The sequence below is a fragment of the uncultured Bacteroides sp. genome, assembly GCF_902472605.1.
Classification (GTDB): domain Bacteria; phylum Bacteroidota; class Bacteroidia; order Bacteroidales; family Bacteroidaceae; genus Phocaeicola.
Window position 1 is genome coordinate 51933 of sequence record NZ_CABROP010000009.1, and the last position, 25808, is coordinate 77740.

21 protein-coding genes and 1 tRNA gene are annotated in these 25808 nt (G+C 46.2%); 12 read left to right on the forward strand and 10 right to left on the reverse strand.

Features of this window, described 5'->3' with window-relative positions; genetic code table 11:
• Positions 1-72: 72 nt before the first annotated feature.
• A complete protein-coding gene (locus RDP42_RS03515; RefSeq protein ID WP_308762551.1) occupies positions 73-1647 on the forward strand; it encodes a transglutaminase domain-containing protein in 1575 nt (524 codons plus the stop codon).
• A gap of 124 nt (positions 1648-1771) precedes the next feature.
• On the opposite strand, the gene RDP42_RS03520 is transcribed toward RDP42_RS03515, so the two are convergent.
• From RDP42_RS03520 to RDP42_RS03530, 3 genes are read right to left on the reverse strand one after another with little or no spacing between them, the layout of a single operon-like run.
• Positions 1772-3346 carry a hypothetical protein gene (locus RDP42_RS03520; RefSeq protein WP_308762552.1) on the reverse strand — a complete coding sequence of 525 codons (1575 nt, stop codon included), beginning with the start codon at positions 3344-3346 and terminating at the stop codon, positions 1772-1774.
• Between the two features lies 1 nt (position 3347).
• The gene (locus RDP42_RS03525; protein WP_308762553.1) at positions 3348-4385 is read right to left on the reverse strand and encodes an HlyD family secretion protein; all 1038 of its coding nucleotides are present in this window, start codon (positions 4383-4385) and stop codon (positions 3348-3350) included.
• Between the two features lie 48 nt (positions 4386-4433).
• On the reverse strand, positions 4434-5738 hold the full coding sequence (locus RDP42_RS03530) for a TolC family protein (RefSeq protein WP_308762554.1): 1305 nt from the start codon (positions 5736-5738) through the stop codon (positions 4434-4436).
• Between the two features lie 162 nt (positions 5739-5900).
• On the opposite strand from RDP42_RS03530, the gene RDP42_RS03535 reads away from it, so the two are divergent.
• Entirely contained in the window at positions 5901-6803 is a 903-nt protein-coding gene (locus RDP42_RS03535) for a helix-turn-helix domain-containing protein (RefSeq protein ID WP_308762555.1), read from the forward strand.
• Positions 6804-6824: 21 nt separating this feature from the next.
• On the opposite strand, the gene RDP42_RS03540 is transcribed toward RDP42_RS03535, so the two are convergent.
• On the reverse strand, positions 6825-7277 hold the full coding sequence (locus RDP42_RS03540) for a thioesterase family protein (protein ID WP_303916609.1): 453 nt from the start codon (positions 7275-7277) through the stop codon (positions 6825-6827).
• A 120-nt stretch (positions 7278-7397) separates the two neighbouring features.
• On the opposite strand from RDP42_RS03540, the gene RDP42_RS03545 reads away from it, so the two are divergent.
• A complete protein-coding gene (locus RDP42_RS03545; RefSeq protein ID WP_308762556.1) occupies positions 7398-8681 on the forward strand; it encodes an O-acetylhomoserine aminocarboxypropyltransferase/cysteine synthase in 1284 nt (427 codons plus the stop codon).
• A gap of 71 nt (positions 8682-8752) precedes the next feature.
• On the opposite strand, the gene RDP42_RS03550 is transcribed toward RDP42_RS03545, so the two are convergent.
• Positions 8753-9925, reverse strand: coding sequence for an iron-containing alcohol dehydrogenase (locus RDP42_RS03550; RefSeq protein WP_308762557.1), 1173 nt, complete (start codon positions 9923-9925; stop codon positions 8753-8755).
• A gap of 154 nt (positions 9926-10079) precedes the next feature.
• A complete protein-coding gene (gene pnp / locus RDP42_RS03555; RefSeq protein WP_308762558.1) occupies positions 10080-12272 on the reverse strand; it encodes a polyribonucleotide nucleotidyltransferase in 2193 nt (730 codons plus the stop codon).
• A gap of 249 nt (positions 12273-12521) precedes the next feature.
• Here pnp and RDP42_RS03560 point away from each other — a divergent pair, with 249 nt between their 5' ends.
• From RDP42_RS03560 to RDP42_RS03575, 4 genes are all read left to right on the forward strand, one after another.
• On the forward strand, positions 12522-13667 hold the full coding sequence (locus RDP42_RS03560) for a TlpA disulfide reductase family protein (RefSeq protein WP_308762559.1): 1146 nt from the start codon (positions 12522-12524) through the stop codon (positions 13665-13667).
• A 287-nt stretch (positions 13668-13954) separates the two neighbouring features.
• Positions 13955-14419: a transcription elongation factor GreA gene (gene greA, locus RDP42_RS03565; protein WP_022355129.1), complete on the forward strand. Its 465-nt coding sequence runs from the start codon at positions 13955-13957 to the stop codon at positions 14417-14419.
• 53 nt (positions 14420-14472) lie between these two features.
• A complete protein-coding gene (locus RDP42_RS03570; RefSeq protein WP_308762560.1) occupies positions 14473-14880 on the forward strand; it encodes an HIT family protein in 408 nt (135 codons plus the stop codon).
• A gap of 119 nt (positions 14881-14999) precedes the next feature.
• A complete protein-coding gene (locus RDP42_RS03575) occupies positions 15000-17375 on the forward strand; it encodes a TonB-dependent receptor (protein WP_308762561.1) in 2376 nt (791 codons plus the stop codon).
• Between the two features lie 94 nt (positions 17376-17469).
• Here the strand turns inward: RDP42_RS03575 and RDP42_RS03580 are convergent, their stop codons facing one another.
• Positions 17470-18513, reverse strand: coding sequence for a sugar phosphate nucleotidyltransferase (locus RDP42_RS03580; protein ID WP_308762562.1), 1044 nt, complete (start codon positions 18511-18513; stop codon positions 17470-17472).
• A gap of 168 nt (positions 18514-18681) precedes the next feature.
• On the opposite strand from RDP42_RS03580, the gene RDP42_RS03585 reads away from it, so the two are divergent.
• Positions 18682-18768, forward strand: a tRNA-Leu gene (locus RDP42_RS03585).
• Between the two features lie 171 nt (positions 18769-18939).
• Entirely contained in the window at positions 18940-19749 is an 810-nt protein-coding gene (locus RDP42_RS03590) for a Fic family protein (protein ID WP_308762563.1), read from the forward strand.
• Positions 19750-19933: 184 nt separating this feature from the next.
• On the opposite strand, the gene RDP42_RS03595 is transcribed toward RDP42_RS03590, so the two are convergent.
• On the reverse strand, positions 19934-20710 hold the full coding sequence (locus RDP42_RS03595) for a methyltransferase domain-containing protein (RefSeq protein WP_308762564.1): 777 nt from the start codon (positions 20708-20710) through the stop codon (positions 19934-19936).
• Positions 20711-20790: 80 nt separating this feature from the next.
• Positions 20791-22266 carry a sigma-70 family RNA polymerase sigma factor gene (locus tag RDP42_RS03600; protein WP_308762565.1) on the reverse strand — a complete coding sequence of 492 codons (1476 nt, stop codon included), beginning with the start codon at positions 22264-22266 and terminating at the stop codon, positions 20791-20793.
• Positions 22267-22463: 197 nt separating this feature from the next.
• Between RDP42_RS03600 and RDP42_RS03605 the strand changes: the two genes are divergently transcribed.
• A complete protein-coding gene (locus RDP42_RS03605; protein WP_308762566.1) occupies positions 22464-22913 on the forward strand; it encodes a DUF3791 domain-containing protein in 450 nt (149 codons plus the stop codon).
• Positions 22910-23389, forward strand: coding sequence for a DUF3990 domain-containing protein (locus tag RDP42_RS03610; RefSeq protein WP_308762567.1), 480 nt, complete (start codon positions 22910-22912; stop codon positions 23387-23389). The genes RDP42_RS03605 and RDP42_RS03610 overlap by 4 nt, the downstream gene beginning before the upstream one ends.
• Before the next feature lie 168 nt (positions 23390-23557).
• Here the strand turns inward: RDP42_RS03610 and RDP42_RS03615 are convergent, their stop codons facing one another.
• Positions 23558-24874, reverse strand: coding sequence for a cytidylate kinase family protein (locus RDP42_RS03615; RefSeq protein ID WP_308762568.1), 1317 nt, complete (start codon positions 24872-24874; stop codon positions 23558-23560).
• A 78-nt stretch (positions 24875-24952) separates the two neighbouring features.
• Here RDP42_RS03615 and RDP42_RS03620 point away from each other — a divergent pair, with 78 nt between their 5' ends.
• Positions 24953-25759: a helix-turn-helix domain-containing protein gene (locus tag RDP42_RS03620; RefSeq protein ID WP_308762569.1), complete on the forward strand. Its 807-nt coding sequence runs from the start codon at positions 24953-24955 to the stop codon at positions 25757-25759.
• Positions 25760-25808: the final 49 nt, after the last annotated feature.

The window sequence follows — 25808 nt, forward strand, 5'->3', positions numbered from 1 at the left end:
TTCCAAAACATTTTAGCCGTATAGATTGTTATCGAAGGTGAAAAAAATCACACAATCTATACGGCTATTTTTATGAAGCAATTATTTCCCATGACCTTGGGGCTGTGGGTGGTATGTGGCCTGTTTCTTTTCGGTTGCCGGAAGGAAAAAGTGGAGACACCGCCTGAAAAATCCCCTGTAGAATCGGTCGATGAAACACCGGAGAAAAAAGAATCCGATACGGAAACGGAAAAAGAGGAAGACACCTCCAATGAACAGGAGGAAACAGCAGAAGACCCCGGGAAAGAGAGCGATGTATTCCGCGCATTGACCAACGGGGTCTTGCGGGGTGAGAAAGAAATCGCTGTCAGGGAGTTTCATATTCCTACCGACAAGGCGGACAGTGTGTATCGTGCGTTCTTGCGCAGTCATCCCCTGTTGTTTCACCTGAAAGTGGGTGGGAATATCGGTTACCGGGTAGATTTGGAGCATCCCGAATACCTGGCGGCTTTTCTGCCGCAATATGCCGTTTTGCCGACCGCTCTGCCCGACATTTATCCGCGTCTGGAAGAAAGTATGGAAAGTTTCTATGCCTTGTTGGACCATCGGATGACTCCGGCGGAGATTGCCTATACCCTGTATCAGAAAGTCTGTCAAGAGGTGGTATATGGAGAACGAAACGAGGATTTTCCCAATCTGGCCTATGCTTCCTTTTCGGCTTTGGGCGTCTTCCTGACCCACAAGGCAGTCTGCCAAGGCTACAGTCTGTCGTATGCGTTGCTGATGAACGGACTGGGCATTCCGACTGATTATGTGACGGGAGCCATAGCCGGTACTTCCGGGCATGCGTGGAACCGCATTTATCTGGACGGGAACTGGTATCATGCCGACGCGACTTTTGATGACGCCAGTACCTATAAGATGTTCGGGATGGGAAGCATCAACAAATATTTTCTTTGTTCGGACAATTTGTTTTATACTGCCTTTGCCCATCCAAAGCCACATCTGAATTTACCGGAACGCATTTATGCACCTTCTGGAAACAAGTTCGATTCGGAGAAATGCGTGGTCCGCCGGTACAATGCCAAGGGAGAAGTCATTAAGACCGAGGCCCGCTATGTCGACGGATATTGGTATTACCAGGCGTCTTGTGACGGAAAAAAGCAAATCCGGAAGAGCGATTTCTGCGGGCAGCAGGCACGGGTCATCCGGCAGTTGCAAATACCCTCGGTTATCGAAGATGTGGACCGGATGCAATATACCCGCGACCGGATTTATTTTATTGACTATTTCAATGATAACTATTTTATCTGTTCGATGGACTATGACGGAAACAATTTCCGGCAGGAGAGAAAGATTTCGTACATCGACGCGGTAAACCCTAAACTGAAATTGTCGCGTGACGACAGTGCGCCGGTTCCGGTGTGCAAAGGAGTTATCGCTTTGAAGGCAGAAACCATGCTGGCCCGCTTGAGGCTGCTGTATTGCCATGGCAACGACGATTATTTTGAATTGTCGCAACCCCAGGCCAAGGAACTGGAGGCATTGGTGAAGAAAGCGGACGAGCTGCTCGAAAAACCGATGGATGGTGCGCAGGCCGATGGGTTGGCCAAGGAAATGCGGGAGAAACGAAAAGCCTACGGCGTGCCTTGTTCGGTGAGACTTTGAGAAAACTTGATACTGCGGTTCTCCAGTGAGTGGAGATTTTGAAGGGAGGACTGTGGAAAAAGAGACTGCTTCCAGTAGCCGGAAATGCAGTCTCTTTTTTTATCCTTCACATCGTCATTGATAATTAAGCATTTTCACGTTTCATGAGGTGCTTGATGCGTCGGATGCGGGGCAAACGTCCCACTACATTCTGATTTAAGAACTTTTCGAAGAGTATGAGGGCCAGGAATAAGACCCCGACAATGCAGACCCAGCCGTACATTTCTTTCAGGCTGACCAGCGTGGCCTGTTTCATGGCTTCCCCGTAGATGCTGTGGAAGGTTTGCATATTGAGAGCCGTGTTCACCTCGTCCAGTTCGATGGAGAGGGTCTGGAAGTTTTCCGGGAGGATGTACTGCCAGACCCGGCAGTAGATGGCGCCTCCCAGTACGGAACCGAATCCGGTGCGGATGAAGCCCAAAATGGACAGCACCTGGAAGAAATGCTGGAAGGGGACAATACCGGTGACATACACCGTGAGCGAGATGTACAGGATGATGTAACCGGCTCCGCGTAGCAGGGTGGGGCCGTAGAGCCATTCGATGTTCATGTTCGGGTCGATGAGGAAGTACATAAAGCACTGGTAACCCACAATCAGGGCAAATCCCAGGAAAACAGGTACCTTGTATCCTCCGTGCAGGCGGACGTGCCACTGGTAGGCAAAGATGCATCCTAATACCGTACCCCCAAAGTTCCACCAGTTCAGCGAGACGTCGTTCAACACGTCGTATTGCAGGATGCCGTGTGTGAAAATGTTTTGCAGGACGGTCGGGGCCGCCAAGAAGAAGCAGAGCATCAGGAACAGGAAGAGCAGGGACGTGAGGTTACGGTACTTGAAGGCTTCCAGGGCGATGTACGGATGCCGACGGACAATCATCCGGTGGATGCTGAGGGCCAGCGAGAGGATGGCAATCAGGGTACCGAGGAGAATCTGTATGGAATCGAACCAGTCGTAGAACTTGCCATATTCGAACACGAAGATGACAGACAGCAGGAAGATGGACCACAAGGCGCCTCCTAACCAGTCGATGCCGAACAGGGGCAGCGGCTTCATGAACCGGAAGTGGCAGGTAAGGGTCGCCGTGAGTCCCCACAGCACGAACAGCAGTCCCATGATGAACCAGTGCATGGAATGCCAGTTGCTCCAGTAGCCCAGGTAGACGGTGAGCAGGCCCGAAAGTTGGATGCTTCCCAGTACAATCATATACACCACGGGGAAGAACACGGCGAAGTTACGGGTCGGTGTCAGGCTCAGCTGCACGTTCGACAGAGCTTCGAAGGTACCCCACATACGCAGCATGCCCGCAAAGAAGCAGACAATGACCAGCACCGGGAGGCTGTCGGTACGCATCGTAATCAGGTTGCACACAATCAGGGCCGGACACACGAACAGCAGGATGCTGCGGGTGGTGAACCGGAATTTCAGACGAAACAGGATGGGGAAGATAATCGTCATGCCCACAAAAGAGGCATAGCCGGCCATCATCACATCCTCTTGCATCAGAGCCAGTGAGCCGACCATCTGCGACACGGACGACAAGTAGATGCCGCCGCTGAACTGGAAGGCCACGGCGAAGAAGAGACAAAGGAACACCCGTATCTTGTCCGGCACGAAGTCGCGGAACATCATGACACGGGTAGGCATATTCGGTCCGGCCATATCAGTATCTCACTTTACATTCTACATTCATTCCGGCACGGAGGCGCGCCAGGTCTTCTGGCTTGTTGTCGGCTGTAAATTCAATGCGTACGGGGATGCGCTGTTCCACCTTGACGAAGTTGCCGGCGGAATTGTCCTGCGGCATCAGGGACAGGGAAGAACCGGTGGCATCCGAGATGGAAGAAACCACGCCCGTGAATTTCACGCCCGGTACGGCATCTACCTGAATGTCGACTTTCTGTCCGTTCTGCATGACGGAGGTCTGCGTTTCCTTGTAGTTGGCAATGACCCACTTTTCTGTCTCGTCAATCAGGGTCACCATGGTCTGTCCCGGTTGTACCAGCTGTCCTTCGTGGATGTTCTTACGGCCGGTCATTCCGTCGGCCGTGGCTACGATGACGGTGTACGACAAGTTCAGCTTGGCTAGGTTCAGTTCGGCAGCCGCTACTTTGATGGCCGCATCATTCTGTTCCAGACGCTGGGTCTGCTCATGTTTCACCAAGGAGGTGGACTGTTTCTGTCGGGTCATCTGCTCGTAACGTGCCTTGGCCGCTTCGTATTCCGTTTTCACCCGGTCGTACTGCTGGACGGTGACGGCATTTTTCTTGATCATCTCTGTGTACCGTTTGTAGTCGGCTTCCGCATTTTTCAGGCGGACGGCTGCTTCCTGGATGCCGGCATCAGTCACTAAGATGTTGCTTTGTGTGGTACTGATGGTGGTGTGCATGGCATCTTTCCCTATCAATGCATTCTGGTAGTTGGCTTCGGCCTGTGCCAGACGCAGCAGGTATTCCGAGTCCTCAATTACCAGCAGGGTGTCTCCCTTGCGGACTTTCTGATATTCTTCAAAATAGATTTTCTTGATGAATCCCGGCACGCGGGTGTTGATGGGGGTGATGTGTTGTTTCACCTGTGCGTTGTCGGTATATTCCACGTTGCCCAAGTGGACGAAATGACTGCATACCCATACAATTCCTGCGAGGATGATGACGGTAAGAATGATATTCGAAATCTGTTTGTTTCTTTTTATATTAGCCATGATGTATAAGCGTTTGAAAGTGAATGTTCTTTATATAGAGGAATTGAGTTACAAAGTGCCGATGGTTTTCTTCAGCATGAAATACTGGTAGAGGATACCTATCTGTGCATTGGCCAGTTCCAGTTCGCTGCTCAGCTGGATGTTGCTGGCGTCCAGCATGTCGGTCACCAACGACAGGCCGTTGAGGTAGCGGCTGTGGATGATTTCGTAGTTCTCGTGGGCCAGCTGTACGTTCTTTTCTTTGGTATCCAGTCGGGTGTAAGCCTCTTCCAGATTGATGTAGGCCGCATTGATACCGTTCGACAACTGTTCGTCGGCCAGCCGTCTGTTTTCCTGTGCCTTCAGGGTAGCCAGTTTGGCCTGTTTCACCTTTTTGTTGTTCTTGAACAGCGCATCAAACTTGTAGGTGACATTCACTCCCACATACCAGTAGTTGAAGTTCTTGTTGATGGGTGGCACTTCAATCAGAATCGGGCCGTCGAAGTTATTGGCTGCAATCAGTCCGATGGTCGGACGTCGGCCGGCCCGCGCCATTTCCTGTTGTTTCTCACTCATGCGGACTCCCAAATCGGCCATCCGCATTACCGGAGCCTGGGAGCGTGCGTCCTGCCAGTGCAGTTCACTTCGTTTGTCGATACCGGCTGAAAGCAAGGTGGTGTCCGGCAGAATTTCCGTTTGAATATCCAGTCCGATGGTGGTGACCATCTGTCGGTTGAGAATCCGAATCCGGTTGTTCACGTTGGTCAGTCCCAGTTCCAGGTTTTTCAATTGGAGTTCATAGCGGGTGATGTCACTCTGTAATGCCGCTCCCTGTTCGAAAGCCGACCGGATTTCCTCAATCAGCAGCCGGGTCTGTTCAATGTTCTTCTCATACACCTTCCGCTGGTTGTGCAACTGGAACAGGTCGAGGTAATGTCCCACCAGCATGAAGCGCACATTCTGCCGGTCGTTATCGAGTTCCGTTTCGGCCATCTCTTTTTGCAGTTCGCTCATCTCGATGCCTGTAGAAACCGCCCCACCTGTGTAGACCGCTTGTGTGGCCTTGAACGCAAAATTGTTGCCAAAATGCGGCATGTCGGCCTTCATGCCGTTGGAAAAGTCTCGGTCGCTCATCCATCCGTCGCCGATGTAGCTGAACGAGAGTCCGGCTTCAATGGAAGGCAAGCGGTCGTTCTTGGCCACTTTGATGGCTTGTACTGCTTCGTCGACGGCCAGGTTATGTACTTTCAGGCTTTTGCTGTGCGCGTCGGCCAGGCGGAAGAGTTCTTCTACTCCCAGCACGCGCGGTTGGGCCGATGCCGACAAAAAGCCGATGCAGCCCAATAATCCTGTCATAAAAAGTTTGTGAATCATAAATACGTGGTTGTCTTAATTATCGGTGCAAAGGTCACGTTTTTGCGGGGAAAAGGGAATGTCTCAAATTCGATAGAATTTGTCTGAATTGAAACTTTTTGGAAAAAGTTTGGTTGAATGGACGTTTCTTTTCTATCTTTGGAAGAGTAGAAAAACAGGCTTATGGAGCGTTATCAGATTATTAACATACAAGAAATAGTCCGAGAGAAACCGGGAGTGGCTTATCAGGGAGAAATTGGCGTATTTGTTCCAAGTGATACTTCTGCTATTTATTTGGCCGAAGGACTTCCGGTGTATGTGAATGCTTTTTCCTATTTGCTGGCCTTGCATGGAAAGGCCCGTCTGGTGATTGACGAAACGGAATATGAGATTCTTCCTGGCTGCCTGTGCCTGCTTTCCCCCTTGCACTTGACTTGTTTCTCGGAGGTGTCGGACGATTTCCGGTGCATGTTTCTGTGTCTTCACAAGGATTTTGTGGATAAAATCGGAGTGTTCAACTTAAAGCAACGCATTGCCAAGGGGATGCACATGCATCGTAATCCGTCTGTCCAGATGAGTGCGGCTGATACGGTGGTGTTGAAGGAGAGTATTGAAAATATCAGAAACCAGATTCTAAGGCAGGACCATTTGTTCCATCTGGAACTGATGCAGAATGCCCTCATCCGGTTTTACTTGGAACTGGATAACATCCTCGACCGGGACCCGCAAGCGGAAAGTGGCGTGGTGACTGTTACCCGGAACCGGATGAAATTACAGGAGTTCATCACCCTGCTGATGAATCATTTTAAGGAAGAGCACCAAGTAGCTTTCTATGCGAAAGCCATGCACATTACGCCTCAATACTTGACGGCTATTATCAAGGAACAGACCGGAAAGACGGTAAATGCCTTTATTTATGAGTTGATTTACAGTGAGGCACGCAACTTGTTGGTCTCAACCGATTTGAGTATCCAACAGATTACGGCGCGGCTGAACTTTGCTGACCAAGCCTCGTTCAGCAAGTTCTTCAAACGCCATGCAGGGGTTTCTCCTCAGATTTTCAGGGAAGAAGCTGGAAAAATCTGAGGAGTCTGTAGGGATTTATCGTTAGGGTTTAACAGGCTCAGAAAGTTCACTGAGTGTTTTTCCTTCATAGTCGCAGATAGCCTGTTTGTATTCCAAAGGAATCTCTACGGGCTCTTTGGTCATGACGTCGTAACCCACCAGTACCGTGCGGCATTGGCATTTCAGTACGCCACTGGCCTTGTTAAAGGCACGTTGCAGCATGGTGAAACTTTTATGTCCCAGGTGGATGACGGTAGTCTCGATGATGAGGTCATCGGAGAAGAATACGGGGGCCAAAAAATCCGCATTGATGTTGACCACTACTACATTGAATTTTTTGCATTCATCTTGCCCAAAGACATCGCGGAAATAGGAGGTCTTTGCAAAGTCGTACAAAGAAAAATAAACCGAATTGTTCATGTGGCCGTATTGGTCGACATCACTGAAACGGATTTGTACGGGGACTTCGTGTTTGAATTTGATTTCTGCGTTCATAGTAATGTTTTTAAGTTTTTCTCAAATGTACATCTTTTTTTCATAAATCTGCTATCAATGGGGGAATATTTCTTACTTTTGTCCGTCATAATGAATTGTGGATAAATAATATTATATAAGATGGAACAGAAATTCAGCAAAGAGACACTTTGTGTGCAGGCAGGCTGGACTCCGAAGAACGGAGAGCCTCGTGTGTTGCCCATTTACCAGAGCACTACATTTAAATATGATACCAGTGAGCAGATGGCTCGTCTTTTCGATTTGAAAGACAGCGGTTATTTTTATACGCGTCTGCAGAACCCGACTAACGATGCGGTGGCTTCGAAGATTGCCGCCCTTGAAGGAGGTGTGGGGGCCATGCTGACTTCTTCCGGTCAGGCAGCTAATTTCTATGCGGTGTTCAATATTTGTGAGGCGGGCGACCATTTCGTTTGTTCGTCTACTATCTATGGCGGTACGTTCAATTTGTTTGCGGTGACCATGAAGAAGCTGGGCATCGAATGTACGTTTATCGATGCCGATGCACCGGAAGAAGAAATAGACAAAGCTTTCCGCCCGAATACTAAATGCTTGTTCGGCGAAACGATTTCCAATCCGAGCATCAATGTGCTGGATATTGAGAAATTTGCCCGTATTGCCCACAAGCACGGAGTACCTTTGATTGTGGACAACACATTTGCTACTCCGATTAACTGTCGTCCGTTTGAATGGGGAGCCGATATCGTGACTCATTCTACGACGAAATACATGGACGGACATGCCACTTGTGTGGGAGGTGCGATTGTAGACAGTGGTAACTTCGACTGGGAAGCTCATGCCGACAAGTTCCCGGGTCTGACACAGCCGGATGAATCTTATCATGGGCTGACTTATACGAAGGCTTTCGGAAAGATGGCTTACATGACCAAGGCTACCGCTCAGTTGATGCGTGACTTGGGTTCTATCCAGTCGCCGGAAAATGCGTTCCTGTTGAACTTGGGATTGGAAACTTTGCATTTGCGTGTGCCGCGTCATTGTGAAAATGCGCAGAAGGTAGCAGAATGGCTGGAAGCGAATCCGAAGGTGAAATGGGTAAACTATTGCGGATTGAAGAGCAATAAGTATTATGAACTGGCCAAAAAATACATGCCGAACGGTTCTTGTGGCGTGATTGCTTTTGGACTCCATGGCACACGGGAAGACGCTATCCGGTTTATGGACCACTTGAAACTGGCTTGTATCGTGACACACGTAGCTGATGCCCGTACGTGTGTGTTGCATCCGGCAAGTCATACACACCGTCAGCTGACGGATGAACAGCTGATTGAGGCAGGAGTGGCTCCCGACTTGATTCGTCTGTCTGTCGGTATTGAAAATGTAAACGACATCATTGCCGACTTGGAGCAGGCGATGGAACAGATTTAATAAGTATCATATCGATTATAATAAAAAAGGAGGGCATTGAATGTCCTCCTTTTTTGTGATTATACAGACGGTTATCTGTAAGATTTCTGGTAAATCTGAAGTACCTCTTCGTCGGTCAGCGGATGCGGGTCGAGGGTGAAGAGTGAGCCCATGGTGTCGCGGGCATTCTGTACCATCTTGGGGAAGTCCTCTGGTTTTACACCCCAGTCACTCAGTTTCAGCTGATATACGTTGCATTCCTTTTGCATGCGGACCAGTGCGTCGATGAAGTCGCTGGGTCGGTTGCTCTTCTGCTGAGTCATGATTTCGGCCATTTTCATGTAGCGTTTCATGCTGTCGTTACGGAACGTCTCAAAGTAGGCTTCACTGATGGCAATTAGTCCGGCTCCGTGCGGCAGTTCCGGATGGAAGGCACTCATGGCATGTTCCATGGAGTGTTCGGAAATGCAGCAGGAAGTAGATTCTACCAAGCCGGCCAGGGTGCTGGCCCACGCCACTTTGGCACGTGCCTTGAGGTTACGTCCGTCTTTCACGGCTACCGGCAGGTATTTGTACAACAAACGGATGGCTTCGAGGGCATACAGGTCGCTGATAGGAGTGGCACAGTTGGCCAAGAAACCTTCTGCGGCATGGAAGAAAGCATCAAATCCTTGGTAAGCAGTCAGATGGGGTGGAATGGAAACCATCAGTTCCGGGTCGATGATGGAAAGAGCTGGGAAAGTCAGCGGACTGCCGAAGCCGATTTTTTCCTTCACTTCTTCGTTGGTGATGACACTCCACGGGTCGGCTTCCGTACCGGTACCGGCAGTGGTCGGGATGGCAACCACCGGAAGGGCCTTTGTGACGGGACGTCCTTTTCCGGTACCTGCCGGGATATAATCCCAATAATCTCCTTCGTTGCAGGCCATAATGGCGATGGCCTTGGCGGAGTCAATACTACTTCCTCCTCCTAAACCAATGACGAAGTCACATTTTTCTTTGCGGCAGATGGAGGCTGCCTCCATTACGTGGGCTTTTATCGGATTGGGCAGAATCTTGTCGAATACGACCGATTCCGTATTGTTTTCTTGTAACAGTTCGATGACCTTATTTAGGTAGCCATATTTCTTCATGGAAGTACCACATGAGATGACAATCAGGGCTTTCTTACCTGGTAGTTGTTCCGTCGCTAACTTTCTTAACTCACCACATCCAAACAAAATTTTGGTTGGGATGTGTAAACTAAATACAGGATTTGCGTTCATAATATAACCGTTTAAAGTTCATTTATCCAAAAATACGAAAATAAAAACAGAATAGACGAGGAGGTGTGTTAAAAATCGCTTTTATCTTTCGTGGAATGAAAATAAAAAAGGCTGCCAATTGGCAGCCTTTTATGAAATAAACGCGTGATGCGGATTATTCTTTGTCTTTGTGGTCCTTGTGGTTCTGCTGAGGACGACGTTCCCGTTTCGGGTGGTTTTCTGTCATACCTTCCGGTTTCGGAAGTAATGCTTTGTGTGACAGTTTGAACTTACCCGTTTTCGGATCGATGTCCAACAGTTTCACTTCGATTTCGTCTCCTTCTTTCAAACCGGTTTCTTCGATGGTTTCGAAGCGTTTCCAGTCGATTTCAGAGATGTGCAGCAGACCGTCTTTTCCCGGAAGGAATTCAACGAAAGCACCGTAAGGCATGATAGAACGAACCTTACCTGTATATACTTCGCCTACTTCCGGAACAGCTACGATAGCCTTGATCATGCGCAATGCATCGTCGATGCACTTCTTGTTGGTACCAGCGATTTCGATGCGTCCTACGCCGTCCACTTCTTCAATGGTGATAGTCGCACCTGTTTCTTCCTGCATACCCTGGATAATCTTTCCGCCCGGGCCGATTACCGCACCGATGAATTCTTTCGGAATAGTCATGGTTTCGATGCGCGGTGCATGCGGTTTCAGTTCCGGACGCGGCTCAGCGATGCATTCAGTCAGTTTGCCAAGGATGTATTCACGTCCCTGTTTTGCCTGCAGCAAGGCTTTTTCCAGAATATCGTAAGTCAGTCCGTCACACTTGATATCCATCTGTGTCGCAGTGATACCGTCGCGAGTTCCTGTTACTTTGAAGTCCATATCGCCCAGGTGGTCTTCATCACCCAGGATATCTGACAAGATAGCGTATTTATCTTCTCCGGCGTTCTTGATCAATCCCATCGCAATACCTGAAACCGGCTTCTTGATAGGTACACCTGCATCCATCAGAGCCAGTGTTCCGGCACAAACCGTAGCCATAGAAGATGAACCGTTAGATTCCAGAATATCTGAAACCACACGTACGCAGTAAGGATAGTCAGCAGGAATCTGTCCTTTCAATGCGCGCCATGCCAGATGACCGTGACCGATTTCACGACGGCCTACGCCACGCTGTGCTTTTGCTTCTCCTGTAGAGAACGGAGGGAAGTTGTAGTGCAACAGGAAGCGTTCCTTGTGCTGGTCGAGTACATCGTCTACAATCTTTTCGTCCATCTTGGTACCTAGGGTAACCGTACTCAAAGACTGTGTTTCGCCACGGGTAAAGATAGCTGATCCGTGAGGACCTGGCAGCGGGCTGGTTTCACACCAGATTGGACGGATGTCGGTAGTAGCACGACCATCCAGACGTTTGCCTTCGTCGAGGATACAACGACGCATAGCCTCTTTTTCTACATCGTGGTAGTAACGGTCAATCATCGGACCTTTTTCTTCCAGTTCTTCTTCAGTGAACTGAGCCTTGAATTCATCGCAAACAGCAGTGAAAGCATCTTCTCTTTCGTGCTTGTTTTTGTTGCCAGATTCTGCGATGGCATATGCTTTTGCGTAGCAAGCTTCGTGAACGGCTTTACGCAAGTCTTCGTCGTTTTCTTCGTGGCAGTATTCACGTTTTACTGTCTTTCCGACTTCTTCCATCAGTTCCATCTGCGCCTTGCAGTGAACCTTGATAGCTTCGTGAGCGAACTTCATGGCTTCCAGCAAGTCCTGTTCAGAAACTTCTTTCATTTCACCTTCTACCATCATGATGTTTTCATAAGTAGCGGCTACCATGATATCCATGTCGGCACGTTTCAAAGCTTCGAAAGTCGGGTCGATGACAAACTGTCCGTCGATACGAGCGACACGTACTTCTGAAATCGGACCTCCGAACGGAATGTCAGAAACAGCCAGTGCGGCAGAAGCAGCCAGACCGGCCAGTGCGTCCGGCATATCCACGCCGTCGGCAGAATAAAGTATGATATTTACGTAAACTTCAGCATGATAGTTGTCCGGGAACAGAGGACGCAATGCGCGGTCTACCAGACGGCAAGTGAGGATTTCGTAATCTGAAGCCTTTCCTTCACGTTTGGTAAAGCCACCCGGGAAACGTCCGAATGCGGAATATTTTTCTCTGTACTCTACCTGGAGAGGCATAAAATCTGTACCGGGAACTGCATCTTTTGCTGCACAAACAGTAGCCAGCAACATGGTATTACCCATGCGTAGCATAACAGCACCATCTGCCTGTTTTGCCAGCTTTCCCGTTTCGAGTGTGATGGTTCTTCCATCGCTTAACTCGATCGTCTTAACAATAGGATTGATCATAAAAATTGATTTAATATTATTTCATCTAAAAAAGCGTACAAAGATAATGTTTTATTGTGGATAAAAGCAGGTATTTAGCTAAAAGTTTCAAGGGAAAGTGCTTTTTATCCAATTATTTGTGACAAAAAGACCTAATTTCAGGGGTTAGATGATGGATTTATCTTTCAAAAACTTTGTGGCATCATGAAAAGCCGTATCTTTGCACGTTGAATTTACATTAGAATGTGAGATAAAAGAAAATAATCAGGTATGAGAAAAAATACTTATCTGTTTGTGGCATTGTTGTCGGCGGGGTTGGTAGCCTGCAACAATGAACCTTCTTTCAACGTAGAAGGAACCGTGGCCGGTGCGGCTGATAAAATGTTGTATTTGGAGCAAACCGGTCTGGAAGGAATTGTGGCACTCGATTCTGTGAAACTGAATGACGGAGGCTCGTTCCACTTTTCTGAGGCTCGTCCGGATGCGCCGGATTTCTACCGACTTCGTCTGGACAATCAGGTCATTAATTTTGTGGTTGATTCTACAGAGACTGTAAAGGTAAATGCAGATGCCAATGGATTTGCTACAGCTTATCAGGTAGAAGGTTCGGAAAACAACCAGAAGATTAAGGAACTTGTTTTGCTGCAGGCAGATTTGCAGGACAAGGTAAACAAGCTGGGACGTTCCGGACTGCCGGCAGGAATTGCGCAGGATAGCTTGATTTCATTGGTCAATACGTATAAAAATAATGTAAAGCGGAATTACATTTTTGTGGCACCTAACAAGGCCTATGCTTATTTCGCTTTGTTCCAGGAATTGAACGGATACATGATTTTCGATCCGTTGACCAATAAGGAAGATGTGAAATGCTTTGCGGCGGTGGCTACCAGCTTGAATAACATGTATCCGCATGCCGACCGTTCCCGCAACCTTTATAATATGGTGATTAAGGGAATGAAAAATACCCGTACTCCTCAGGTGCAGAATGTCACTATCCCGGCAGATAAAATAAAAGAGACCTCTATTATCGATATTGAATTGAAGGATGTGGATGGAAAAGTACATCACTTGACTGATTTGAAAGGAAAGGTGGTTCTGGTAGATTTTACCGCGTATGCTTCAGCCGTTTCGGGAGCCCGCAATTTGGCGCTGCGTGATTTGTATAACAAGTATGCGTCACAGGGACTGGAGATTTATCAGATATCTTTGGATGCAGATGAGCACTTCTGGAAGACTTCAGCCGATAATCTGCCGTGGATTTGTGTACGTGACCCGCAAGGAACTTATTCCAATTACGTAAGTCTGTATGGAGTGACTCAGTTGCCGACGGCCTTTTTGATCAATCGTAACAATGAGCTGACCTTGCGGATTGACGAGAAAACCAATATGGAAGAAGCCATCAAGAAATTATTGTAACATGTTGAAAAGCATGCGGTGATAAACTTGACTGGTATCATAAAAAGCTTTATCTTTGTCCCCCAAGATATAAGACTCTACGCAAGAGAGGCTGTATCAAAATAAAGATTAGTTTGTCAGATTGTCATTCTGAACAAAGTGAAGAATCCATTTGTTTATTTATTCATCTGGGGTTCACTCTTCGTTCAGAATGACTTTACTTTTGTGACAAACGGTTCTTATTTTGAACAGCCCTTTACTTTTATCGAAACAAATCAATTAATAACGAATATTTAAGGAGAAAAATTATGGCTTACATGTCAGAAGAAGGCTATCAGAAACTGGTGGCCGAATTGAAACACCTGGAATCAGTGGAGCGTCCGAAGATTGTCGCTGCCATTGCGGAGGCGCGTGACAAGGGTGACTTGTCGGAGAATGCAGAATACGATGCGGCAAAAGAAGCTCAGGGTATGCTGGAAATGAAAATCAATCAGCTGAAGGCTACCATCGGCGATGCCAAAATTATTGATACTTCCAAGTTGAAAACCGATACGGTACAGATTCTGAGCCGTGTGGAACTGAAGAACGTGAAGACCGGCATGAAGATGGCTTATACCATCGTATCCGAAAGCGAAGCCAATCTGAAGCAAGGCAAGATTTCCGTCAATACGCCGATTGCACAGGGTTTGCTGGGCAAGAAAGTGGGCGAAGTGGCAGAAATCACTATCCCGCAGGGAAAAATCTCATTGGAGATTACAGGTATATCATTTTAATTTGTAAGGCAGGTCTGCTCCGGCGGGCTTGCCTTATTTAATATTCTATCAATATGGCAACAATATTCAGTAAAATCATTGCAGGTGAGATTCCCAGCTACAAGGTGGCTGAGAATGACAAGTTTTATGCTTTCTTGGATATCAATCCGCTGGTAAAAGGACATACGCTGGTTGTGCCAAAACGGGAAGTAGACTACATTTACGACCTGAGCGACGATGAACTGGCTCAGATGCATGTGTTTGCCAAGCATGTGGCACTGGCTATTCAGAAAGCTTTCCCATGCAAGAAAGTGGGGGAGGCAGTCATCGGTCTGGAAATTCCTCATGCGCACATCCATTTGATTCCTATGCAGAAAGAGTCAGATATGCTGTTCTCCAATCCTAAACTACAGCTTTCTCCGGAAGAGTTTACCGCGATAGCCAAGGCCATCAACGAGGCTTGGAAAGCTGAAAGCAAATAATTTTCTTCTACAAAATACCTTAAATATAAAGTATTCTTCGTATTTTTCAGGTGTGGTTTTCAGAAAACTGAGATTTTTGGAAACCGCACCTGATTTTTTTATCGAAATATTGTGTGCCTATGTTTTACAAACGAATTACTCCCTTTATCCTTTTCTTGTGCTTTGTGCTGAAAGCGTTTGCCGTTGAATATCAGATAAAAGGAACCGTGATTGACAAATCCACCCGCCAACCGCTGGAGTTTGTGAACGTGTTGGTGGTAGGGTTGGGCATCGGTGCCTCGACCGACAGCAATGGAAACTTTACCATTACGCAGGTACCTCCGGGCATCTATCGCCTGCAGGCCTCATTTTTAGGGTATAAAACGGCACTGACTCCCGAATACCGGGTGAACCATGTCACTCCTTATGTGCAGATTGAGCTGGAGGAAGAAAACACCTCCTTGAACGAAGTGGTGGTCACTGCTTCTCCTTTTCAGAAAGTGGTGGAGAGTCCGGTCAGCCTGCGGGTCATCGGTTTGCAGGAGATAGAGAAAGCTCCGGGTGCCAACCGCGACATCTCAAAGGTTGTACAGAATTATCCTGGGGTGGCTTTTTCTCCCATCGGCTACCGTAATGACCTGATTGTGCGAGGAGGCGGTCCGTCGGAGAATCGTTTCTATCTGGATGGGGTAGAAATTCCGAACATCAACCATTTCAGTACTCAAGGAGCTTCCGGCGGACCTGTAGGACTGATTGACGCCGATTTGATTCGTAGTGTGAAGTTTTACAGTGGGGCCTTCCCGGCCGACAGAGGCAATGCCCTGAGCAGTGTGCTCGATTTCAGTCTGCGCGACGGCGACATGGAGCGGAACTCCTTGAAAGCTACATTAGGTGCTTCAGAAGTCTCTTTGAGCTCCAATGGGCACTTGGGCAAAAAAACCTCCTATCTGGTGTCGGTCCGACAGTCCTACTTGCAGGCCTTGTTCAAGATTTTGGGATTACCTTTCCTGCCTGCGTATACCGATGCTTCCTTCAAACTGAAAACCCGTTTCGACAGTCACAATGAACTAACAGTGCTCGGCTTGGGAGGCCTTGACCGTATGAAACTGAACTTAGGTATTGAAGGCGAGGATGCCGAATACATGCTCAGTTACCTTCCCAAGATAGAGCAGGAAACCTATACCGTAGGCGGGGTGTACCGGCATTATACCCCTATACATGTACAGACCATCGTGTTGAGTCAGAGCTATCTGAACAACCGGAACATCAAATACCGTAACAACGATGAAAGTAGTGAGGACAATCTGACGCTGCGGCTGGGTTCCGTGGAGCAGGAAACCAAACTGCGCATGGAGAATACTTCTTCGTGGAGCGTGTGGAAGGTGAAAGCCGGTTTCGACTTGAACTATTCCCGCTACAAAAGCGATGAATACCGTAAAATATTTGCCGATGCACTTCGGGAGTATAAATATCACACAGACCTTGCCCTTTGGCGCTGGGGATTGTTTGCTTCTATTGATTATGCCTCTCCCGACAAAAGTTTCACTGCCTCCATCGGTGTGCGGACCGATGGTAATAATTACAGCGACAAGATGAAAGAATTGTGGCGCCAGCTTTCTCCCCGTCTGTCCGTGTCCTATCGCCTGGCCGAAGGGCTGTTCCTGAGTGGTCATGTGGGGCTGTATTACCAGTTACCTTCTTATACCGCCTTGGGTTTCAAGGGAGAAACCGGGGATTATGTGAACAAGCATTTGGATTACATTTCGGTATCGCAGGAAAGTGTGGGACTGTCTTGGACCCCTAATGAGAATATGGAGTTCTCGGTGGAAGGTTTCTACAAACTCTATGGAAACATGCCGTTCTCTTTGTCCGACCAGATACCCTTGTCGTGCAAGGGAAATGACTACGGGACGATTGGTAATGAAGCCCTTTCATCCCAGGCCAAAGGACGTTCCTACGGAGCGGAACTGATGTTCAAATGGTTGCTGACGCAGAAACTGAACCTCTCTTCTTCCCTGACCATTTTCAAAAGCGAGTTCAAGGACGGCAAGCAAGGAGGCTATGTGCCTTCTGCGTGGGATAACCGTTTCATTCTGAACGTGAGTGGTACTTACAATTTCCCCAAGCACTGGAGCGTGGGAGCCAAAGTCAGCTGCATCGGAGGTTCTCCATACACTCCCTATGATGAGGCAAAATCTTCCTTGGTGGAAGCCTGGGATGTACAGGGACGAGCCTATTATGATTACAGCCGTTACAATCAGGAACGTCTTCCCGTGTTCGGACAGTTGGATGTGCGGGTAGACAAAACTTTCTATCTGAAAAAATGTATGCTGGGCTTTTATCTCGACATCCAAAACATTACAGGCAGCAAGTTACGCCGACCGGATGCCCTGATGAGTACGGGCCAGATTGAAAACCCTTCCGCTCCGTTGGCCGAGCAGCGTTACGTCATGAAATCCATCCGTCAGGAAAGCGGCACCCTGCTTCCCACATTGGGTATTACTTTTGAATATTAAGAATAAGACGACATAAGAAAACGGTCTGCTTCTTTCTTCGAGGAAAGCGGCAGACCGTTTTCATTATCTGAATGGACGGATTGCTTTTTGCGGTTTATGAGTATTGTTCTCCGAATTTCATTTCCGCGTCATTAACGAACTTCCGGATAGCATTCTGGTCGTCCTTCTTGCAGATGAGCAAGGCATTTCCCTGTTCGGCAATCAGATAATTCTCCAAATCCTGTACTACCACCAGCTTGTCTTTCGGCGTCATGATGATATTTCCCTTGCAGTTGTACAACAATGTGTTGCTTTGTGCCGTCACATTCTGGTTCTCATCCTTTGGCGACGCATCGTAGAGTGAGTTCCACGTGCCGATGTCCGCCCATCCGAAGTCACACAATAACACGTACACATTGTTCGCCTTTTCCATGATGCTGTAGTCGATGGAGCTGTTCGGGCAGGTGCTGAATTTCGGTATGTCACATTCCACTTGCGGACACACATCCGCCATCATTTCATGAAACGCTTTCAGGATGGTATTGACATGCCATACAAAGATGCCCGAGTTCCAGTAGAATTCATTGCTCTGTACGAACACCTCCGCAAATTCCCGTAGCGGTTTCTCGATGAACGTCTTAACCTTATAAAAATCCTCTTCCTGTTCCTCCGAAATCTGGATGTAGCCGTAACCCGTTTCCGGATAGCTGGGTTTGATGCCCAGTGTCAGCAGTTTGTCCGTACGGGAAGCGAATTCCAGTGATTTCAGGATATCCCGTTTAAATTCATCCATTTTGAGAATCAGGTGGTCGGACGGGGCGACGACGATACTTGCGTCAGGATTGATTTTGTGGATGACATACGAAGCATATGCGATAGCTGGAGCCGTATTTCGGTGTTCTTCCTCAATGATGAGTTGTGATTCCTTGAAATCAGGGAGTGAGTTCAGCACCAGCTCCCTGTAATGCTGGTTGGTGGTGATAAAAATGTTCTCCGCAGGAAGTATTTGCTTGTATCTTTCGTAAGTCTGTTGCAAGAGCGTCTGCCCGGTTCCGAAGAAGTCCAGGAACTGTTTGGGTAAGGCTTTCCGGCTATATGGCCAGAACCGACGCCCGGTTCCTCCGGCCATGATGATGCAATAAAAATTCTTACTGTCCATGGTGTAGATGCTAGCGTTAAAGTTTGATGCTAAGATAAAGTTTATTTTGAAAGAAACGCCTGAAAAGGATTCTAAATAGTGTTAGAAAACTTTTTTTCGTTTTTTTTGGCGGGAATCCTTGCAATATCGGAAAAGATGTGTACCTTTGCACTCGCAATCGAAAATTATGCCCAGATGGCGGAATCGGTAGACGCGCTGGTCTCAAACACCAGTGGAGTAACATCCATCCCGGTTCGACCCCGGGTCTGGGTACCACAAGAAGCTAAGCAACTGAGAAATCAATGCTTAGCTTTTTTTCTTTTACTGAAATTTTCCTCATATTTTTTCCAAAAGTATAAAAAATAGAGTAGTAAGTCATTATTTTCTTTGGCTACGCAATGCAAATACACTACCTTTGAAAAGATAAATCCTATTAAATAAGAGTCCATGGAACAAGGTGTTTGGCAGGAGATAGAACAGTTATACCAAAAGTTTCGTCAACTTGGTATCAGTGAAGCGGTGGACTATGAGAAGTACTACCTCTATTCTCTTATTGCCCATTCTACAGCGATTGAGGGTTCCACACTCACCGAAGTGGAGGCACAAATGCTTTTTGATGAGGGGCTGACTGCCAAAGGAAAGCCGCTGGTATATCACTTGATGAATGAGGACTTAAAGAAGGCATACGAGCTTGCTAAAGAGGAAGCCAAGCGTAAAGAGTCAATCACCTCGCCATTTTTGCAAAGATTGAATGCAACGCTGATGCGTACTACAGGCAGCATACATCATGTAATGAGTGGCTCTTTTGATTCTTCCAAAGGTGAATTTCGTTTGTGCGGTGTTACGGCTGGTGTGGGTGGTCGTTCTTATATGAGTTATCAGAAAGTTCCTGCTAAGGTAGATGAATTGTGTATAGTTCTTCAAGAAAAGCAAAGAGCGGCGACAACTTTTCGTGAACGCTACGAGTTGAGTTTTAATGCCCATCTTAATTTAGTAACCATTCATCCGTGGGTAGATGGTAACGGAAGAACTGCTCGCTTGCTGATGAATTACATTCAGTTCTGCTACAACCTATTTCCGACTAAGATATTCAAAGAAGACAGGGAAGAGTATATTTCTGCTTTACAGCAATCACAGGAAGAAGAAACAAATCAGCCCTTCTTGAATTTTATGGCTGGTCAGTTCAAGAAATCGCTTTCTTTGGAAATTGAGCGATTTAAGACTTCTCAGAAGAAAGGGTTTAGCTTTATGTTTTAGTTGCTTCGTGTAGTTTGTATATGAAGAGAACTCTGCTATAGTATCATTAAAGTCCAATCAATGATAAAATTTATCTTCATTGTTGGTTAATATGCTGTCAGATTTATCAGTCTCATCTTGATGTTTTTTAAGGTTAAACGTTTCAAAGTCTGACAGAAAAGAGAATTTTTTTCTTTTTAGTCATTTAAGTTGTTAGAATATAGAAGCAACTGGTCGTAAAAAAATCCCTGATGAAAGGAATATGGGCAATTTTTCTGTTCAGTTCTCGTGGCGACAATCCAAATTTTATTTTGTAGTGAGGATTGACCAACCATAGTTTCCTGTTTTGGATGCGTAGGTTTGTGTTTTTCATTAAACTTTCAAATCCTTCTATTGATATACGTGTCTGCTTGATAGAAAGCAGTTCTTGAATGCAGTCATTATCTTCTCCAAACGCTTTTAATAAAAGTCGGTATGCAGCTGTAGGGAGGAGATGAATAAAAGGGAGATGGGATAAGATTTTGCTCCTGCAAATCTGTTGATGCCCTCCAAATGGCATCTGCCATGCCGGGAACGACATGAATACAATGCCTTGCGGTTTTAAAAAACTGCTCAAAGTAGCTATAAATAACTCTTTTTGAGGAATATGTTCAAGCACATCATGGCAGATGATGATATCGAAACTCCATTCCATTTTATCCAGTAGAAAGATATCTTGTGCAATAAATGTACCTTTGGCATGGGCTGTGTGAAAGAATGTTTTTGCTTCTTTAATCCGGCTTGCTGCGATGTCAATCCCAACCGTATTACAACCCATTTCAGCGAAAGGTAGCAAATTGCCTCCTTCTCCGCAACCAATCTCCAGCACCTTGGTTCCTTTCTCCACCGGATGCCATTGTTGGATATAAGGTATGAAATAATTCTTACTGGTGATAGAAAGTTCCTTGAAATAGATAATCCTGTTTTGATGACGCGCCTGCATGAAATAATATTTGTTTGAGTTACTTTTCTATCACTACGATAAGCTATTTCATGAAAGGCTGCATGAGACCCAGTGCTTTTTTACCAAGACAGACGAATTCCTATAGGCAATGCTACATGGAAAGGCTTTTCTGTCCGGATGGTTTTTATACTATGCTGAGTTTTGAAATAGTAATGTAAATTAGGTTCTGCATAGATTCCGATAGAGGGAGTTATCTGGTATTGTACTCCTATACCCAAATTTGTCGACCATTGTATAGGTGGTTGTATGTAGCTTTTCCGGTCAGAAATGATTTTTCCGTTTTCATCGGATACGATTTCTTCTGAGGTTGCTTTTATGGGAATGTCCAAGGTTACTCCGGCAGACAGATAGAAGGAGAATTGCTGTCGGCTTCCTACGTTGAACAGACCTTTCAGTGGAATCCCGATATAATTGATTTTTTGCGTTTCTTTCCAATGGGAATCGGTGATAGTTGTAAAATCAGCACGCAAATATGTATACTGTAAACCCGTTTCAATGCCCCAACGTTCATTGATTCTCTTGTGCAATGAAAGGGACAAGGTTATAGGAATGTGATAGTAAGTTTTTTTTGTTACTTCTTGCGGCTTTTCGGACGAAGCACCTCCTGGAATCATCATCCTTTGGGTGTTTGTCTGCCTGTTGACGCCTGAAACCGACAAGGCCAGTGACCAATTCTTTCTGTTCTCGGTACCTTGTCTTATTTCTTGTTTTCTACTCATAGGAGGATTGCTTAGCCTTACACTGTCTTTTCTTTCTGTCATATTGTTTGGTGAAATTGTTTCTTCCTCGGGCATTTCTACCTGAGTTGAATCAGAATGTACACAGTGGCAAACAGTTATGTATTTAGGGGCATTATTTGCCGTATCTTTGAATAAAATATTTTTTGATTCTTTTTTTTCTTTAGACTGGGTGATGATTTTTGAAGACGTATGTACGATTTCTTTTGATTTATAGAACAGAATTTGCAAAAGAAGGACGGATGACAACAGGAACAGGGTTATGACTATATAATAGTGTGCCAGCAGTTTACGAAGCAATACTTTTGCTCTTGACAATTGTGAGGAAGAAGAATGAGGCGCAATATTTAACAGCGAACCGATTTCCTTGTGAGATAATCCTTCCAACACTGCCAGCTTGAAAACTTCACGATAACCTTCCGGTAAAATGTCTATCATCTTTCGCATGACGTCATAAGACGGAAAGTCTGTTGAATAGGATTGTGCTTGCGGTAACTCGGATTCTTCTATTTCTTCTAAAGAAACGAGGGTTGTTGAATGAGACTGCTCCAAGTATCTCAATGACATGTTTTTCATTATTTTTCCCATCCAGCTTTCCAGCTTTTCGGGAGAGCGCAGGGTATGGATGGAGGTAAAAATGATAATGAATCCATCATGCAAGAGGTCGTTGACTGTTTGTTTGTCTGAGATGTACTGACTGCAAATGCGTTTCATTTTGTTTGCATAAGTGGTATAGAGCAAACTTAAAGCCTGCTTATTTCCCTCTTTGCACAGATTCACCAGTTCTTCTTTTGTCATATTTTATTTTCCTATATTTATAGGATAGAAGAACTCGGGGTAGGCTGCATACGAATTTAGACTTTAACATATTTTATTTCAGGGTACTTTAATTGTGAAAACTGCCATTCGTGGAACTTTTTCAAAAAAGATTCCATACATTTGCAGAAATGGGCAGCGTGAAACCTGTTTTGTGGTAATGTCTCAAAAAGTAGTTTATGGATATATCTGATACTCATACCGAAGGTCTTGGCCAGTCTATGCTTCCGTTTGTCATGCGTGATTTGGTAGATATGGTAATGAAGAAAAAATCATTGCCATTTGAAGATGCCTTGTATTACATATATACAAGTAGTTTGTATAAATCTTTGCTCGATGAGCGTACAAAATTATGGTATTCAGGTACCTTGCTGTTATATGAAATGCTGGAAAAGGAGAAGGCTAAGCGGAAGAAAATGCAGAACAATGATACCCGAATCTTACTTTTCAAGCTGTTTTGTTTGGAGAATTATAGAGAAGTGCAGCATTTAAGTGGAGAAGAAACTTTGTTACGGTTCTCCAATTATCAGGTTTTCGAGTTTCTGACAGACAATTTCGAGATGCTTCATACTCAAGACGTTGATTATATTATAGATACTATAACTACTTATATCAATAAAAAGAAATGAAACTATATCACGGTTCTACGGTTATTGTAAAGCACCCGAGTGTGCAGAAAGGACGTAAGGCTACGGATTTTGGGAAAGGATTCTATACGACGACCAATTTGGAACAGGCTCAAAAGTGGGCTCTGTTGAAAAAGAATAGAGAACAGAGTGAGAAAGCTGTAGTTTCTGTATATGAAGTGCCTGACAATATTTTTGATAGAGAATTTTCTGTTCTCCGGTTTACAGGAGCCACGAAAGAATGGCTGGAATTTGTGGTCAATAACCGACGAGGGAAAGACGTGGAAAAATATGACCTGGTGATGGGCCCTGTAGCTAATGATCAGTTATATGCTACAATCCGGCTCTATGAACAAGGGGTGATTACAGCCGATGCTGCTATTGAGATGCTGAAAACCCATAAATTGTTCAACCAACTTTCTTTTCATACGGAGCGTGTCGCTTCATTGTTACAATTTGTGGAATCAATGGAAGCGTAACCTCTTGAATTCTCTTTTTTAGTTTGTAATATTGGATGATGGGGAAGACTCATCGGTTGTATCCTTTGGCTGTCTTTCATATAGGTACTTTGCATCTTTTCACTTATAAATTTACGGTAATTCAATGAAGTGACAAATTTTTCATACAAAATACCTGTGAAGACATTTTTATGCGTTTTCTTCATAAATCTTTTTCAGTGCTTCCGTCACTTGGGTTGTGGAAAGCAGGCTGGTATTGAATGTGGCGTGATAATTACGTGAGTCGCCCCATTGTCGTCCGGTGTAATGGAAATAGTGTTCTTTCCGGGATTTGTCTACTTGAGTGATTTTGCTTGGTGCCTGTGCGGCAGAAATGCCATATTCGGAAATGACACGCTCCGTCTTGACTTTCATGTCTCCGAACAAGAAAATATGGAGGGTGTGCGGGCGGTCTCTCAGGATATAGTCGGCGCATCGTCCCACGATGACACATGGTTTTTCTGCTGCCAGACGGCGGATGACCCGGCTTTGGGCCACGAACAAGGCGTCGTCGTACGACAGACTCTTGTCCAGTGGAGCTTCGTAGTCTTGCATGACCATCTGGTAGAGCAGGGCACTGGGCATCTTTTGTTCGTTTTGTGAAATGAATTCTTCACTGAAGCCACTCTCCTTGGCTACGAGGGTAATCAGTTCTTTGTCATAGAAAGTGATGCCTAGTTCTTTGGCCAGTGCTTCACCGATTTGATGTCCGCCGCTGCCGTATTCGCGGGAGATGGTGATGACCAGCGGATAGTGTGCCGGTGCGGCAGCAGGTGAAGTGGCAGGACTGCCCGGTTCGGCCAGCCAGTGACGGACAAATGCCAGACGAGGCATAATCAGCCGGACGAATGGTCCGGTAATCAGGGCGGCAATCACGGTTCCTTCTCTCACTCCTTCAATGCGGCCCGACAGAGCCCATGAACACAAAATGGCGCAGAGCACCAGTGTCACGTCGAAGCAGATTTTGATGTTGCCGAAGTTCTTCTTGAAACGTATGGTGGCAAATTGTATGGTATATTCGGCGCTGATCATCGTTACGTCGGCTATTACTTCCAGACAGATTCCAAGCGCCAGTACTACACAACCGATGACCAGTGAGATGATTTTTACATAATAGGCTTCCGGTGAGAATCCGGCAGTCATCCACATGCCCAGGTCGGTAAAGACAGACAAAACGAAAGCTACCGGAAATTGCATGAGCAGTTCCATTTTCCGTTCCATGATACCTTTTCTGCCCAGCAGCAACAGCTGCATGCATATCAGTACGATGGTAAACAGAAAAAAGTAAGTACCCAGGCTGACGGGGGTGTGAAGACTGGCTACGTAGGGCACACTCGTGATAGGAGAAGTACCAAGGTTTGAACGGGTGATGAGGCTGATGCCACATGCGATGATAAAGAGGGAGATACCAAATACGAGGTATCGCCGAAAGAGTTCGGCTTTGTTCTTTTTACGACTTTCTTCCATTAAATGTTACAGTTTTATTTGACGCCGCAAAGATGTTTATTTATATTTGTTCCTAAATTACATATCAAGACATAAACCATGCAATTTACGCCAGACGATTCAGTGACAGAAGCGCGGATATCCTTGATTGACGGCATGTCGGCCGATGAGGTGCTTACCAAGGTGACCGGGAGGGAAGAAGTGAACCTGCATCCTCATTGCCACGACCGCCATCAGATAATTTATATCCTTTCAGGGACACTTCATGTGGAAGTGGGAGAGGTCAGCTATTTTGTGACCGACCGTCATCTGGTGTGGATACCTGGAGGAACCTTACACCGTCTTTCCAGTAACAACCGGCAGATAACCCTGCTGACCAGTTATGTTTGTCTGGAGCATTCCCATGAAGAAGAATTTGCCATTTACCGTACCGATGAACTGATGGCCCGCAATCTGAAGTTCATCAGTACTTTTCATTGCTTGTCCAAGTGGGCGGAACCGGAAATCTTTTCGTTTGCCAGAAGCTTTTTTCAAGTGTTACCCCGTATCTGTCAGAAAGCCACGTTTCCCACCCAGCCGTTTATTCTGGCAAAGGATAGTCGCCTGTTGCCCGTACTGGAATATATGAAGACAAATCTGCATCAGGACCTGACCCTTGAGCGGGTGGCTTCCCATTTTGGATTCTCGGTGCGCAGTCTGACCCGGTTGTTCACCAGTTCGGGCATCCGTTTCGTACACTATCTCAACTACCAGCGTGTGGTGCGTGCCATCGAGATTCTGACCGATAACGTCCTGAACATTGAGCAGACGGCCTACGAGGTGGGATTTAACTCGCCTAACAGCTTCAGCAGGGTGTTCAAGCAGATTACCGGAGAGGCACCTTCAGCTTATTTGCGCAGGCAATAGTGTTTCAGCGGTTTTTTCGTATCCTTTTGCAGATAAGCAAAATTCCTTC

Excerpts from the sequence above, each read along its gene's own strand:
- RDP42_RS03515 (WP_308762551.1), top strand. The coding sequence starts at position 73 with ATGAAGCAATTATTTCCCATGACCTTGGGGCTGTGGGTGGTATGTGGC.
- RDP42_RS03520 (WP_308762552.1), bottom strand. The coding sequence starts at position 3,346 with ATGGCCGGACCGAATATGCCTACCCGTGTCATGATGTTCCGCGACTTC.
- RDP42_RS03525 (WP_308762553.1), bottom strand. The coding sequence starts at position 4,385 with ATGGCTAATATAAAAAGAAACAAACAGATTTCGAATATCATTCTTACC.
- RDP42_RS03530 (WP_308762554.1), bottom strand. The coding sequence starts at position 5,738 with ATGATTCACAAACTTTTTATGACAGGATTATTGGGCTGCATCGGCTTT.
- RDP42_RS03535 (WP_308762555.1), top strand. The coding sequence starts at position 5,901 with ATGGAGCGTTATCAGATTATTAACATACAAGAAATAGTCCGAGAGAAA.
- RDP42_RS03540 (WP_303916609.1), bottom strand. The coding sequence starts at position 7,277 with ATGAACGCAGAAATCAAATTCAAACACGAAGTCCCCGTACAAATCCGT.
- RDP42_RS03545 (WP_308762556.1), top strand. The coding sequence starts at position 7,398 with ATGGAACAGAAATTCAGCAAAGAGACACTTTGTGTGCAGGCAGGCTGG.
- RDP42_RS03550 (WP_308762557.1), bottom strand. The coding sequence starts at position 9,925 with ATGAACGCAAATCCTGTATTTAGTTTACACATCCCAACCAAAATTTTG.
- pnp (WP_308762558.1), bottom strand. The coding sequence starts at position 12,272 with ATGATCAATCCTATTGTTAAGACGATCGAGTTAAGCGATGGAAGAACC.
- RDP42_RS03560 (WP_308762559.1), top strand. The coding sequence starts at position 12,522 with ATGAGAAAAAATACTTATCTGTTTGTGGCATTGTTGTCGGCGGGGTTG.
- greA (WP_022355129.1), top strand. The coding sequence starts at position 13,955 with ATGGCTTACATGTCAGAAGAAGGCTATCAGAAACTGGTGGCCGAATTG.
- RDP42_RS03570 (WP_308762560.1), top strand. The coding sequence starts at position 14,473 with ATGGCAACAATATTCAGTAAAATCATTGCAGGTGAGATTCCCAGCTAC.
- RDP42_RS03575 (WP_308762561.1), top strand. The coding sequence starts at position 15,000 with ATGTTTTACAAACGAATTACTCCCTTTATCCTTTTCTTGTGCTTTGTG.
- RDP42_RS03580 (WP_308762562.1), bottom strand. The coding sequence starts at position 18,513 with ATGGACAGTAAGAATTTTTATTGCATCATCATGGCCGGAGGAACCGGG.
- RDP42_RS03590 (WP_308762563.1), top strand. The coding sequence starts at position 18,940 with ATGGAACAAGGTGTTTGGCAGGAGATAGAACAGTTATACCAAAAGTTT.
- RDP42_RS03595 (WP_308762564.1), bottom strand. The coding sequence starts at position 20,710 with ATGCAGGCGCGTCATCAAAACAGGATTATCTATTTCAAGGAACTTTCT.
- RDP42_RS03600 (WP_308762565.1), bottom strand. The coding sequence starts at position 22,266 with ATGACAAAAGAAGAACTGGTGAATCTGTGCAAAGAGGGAAATAAGCAG.
- RDP42_RS03605 (WP_308762566.1), top strand. The coding sequence starts at position 22,464 with ATGGATATATCTGATACTCATACCGAAGGTCTTGGCCAGTCTATGCTT.
- RDP42_RS03610 (WP_308762567.1), top strand. The coding sequence starts at position 22,910 with ATGAAACTATATCACGGTTCTACGGTTATTGTAAAGCACCCGAGTGTG.
- RDP42_RS03615 (WP_308762568.1), bottom strand. The coding sequence starts at position 24,874 with ATGGAAGAAAGTCGTAAAAAGAACAAAGCCGAACTCTTTCGGCGATAC.
- RDP42_RS03620 (WP_308762569.1), top strand. The coding sequence starts at position 24,953 with ATGCAATTTACGCCAGACGATTCAGTGACAGAAGCGCGGATATCCTTG.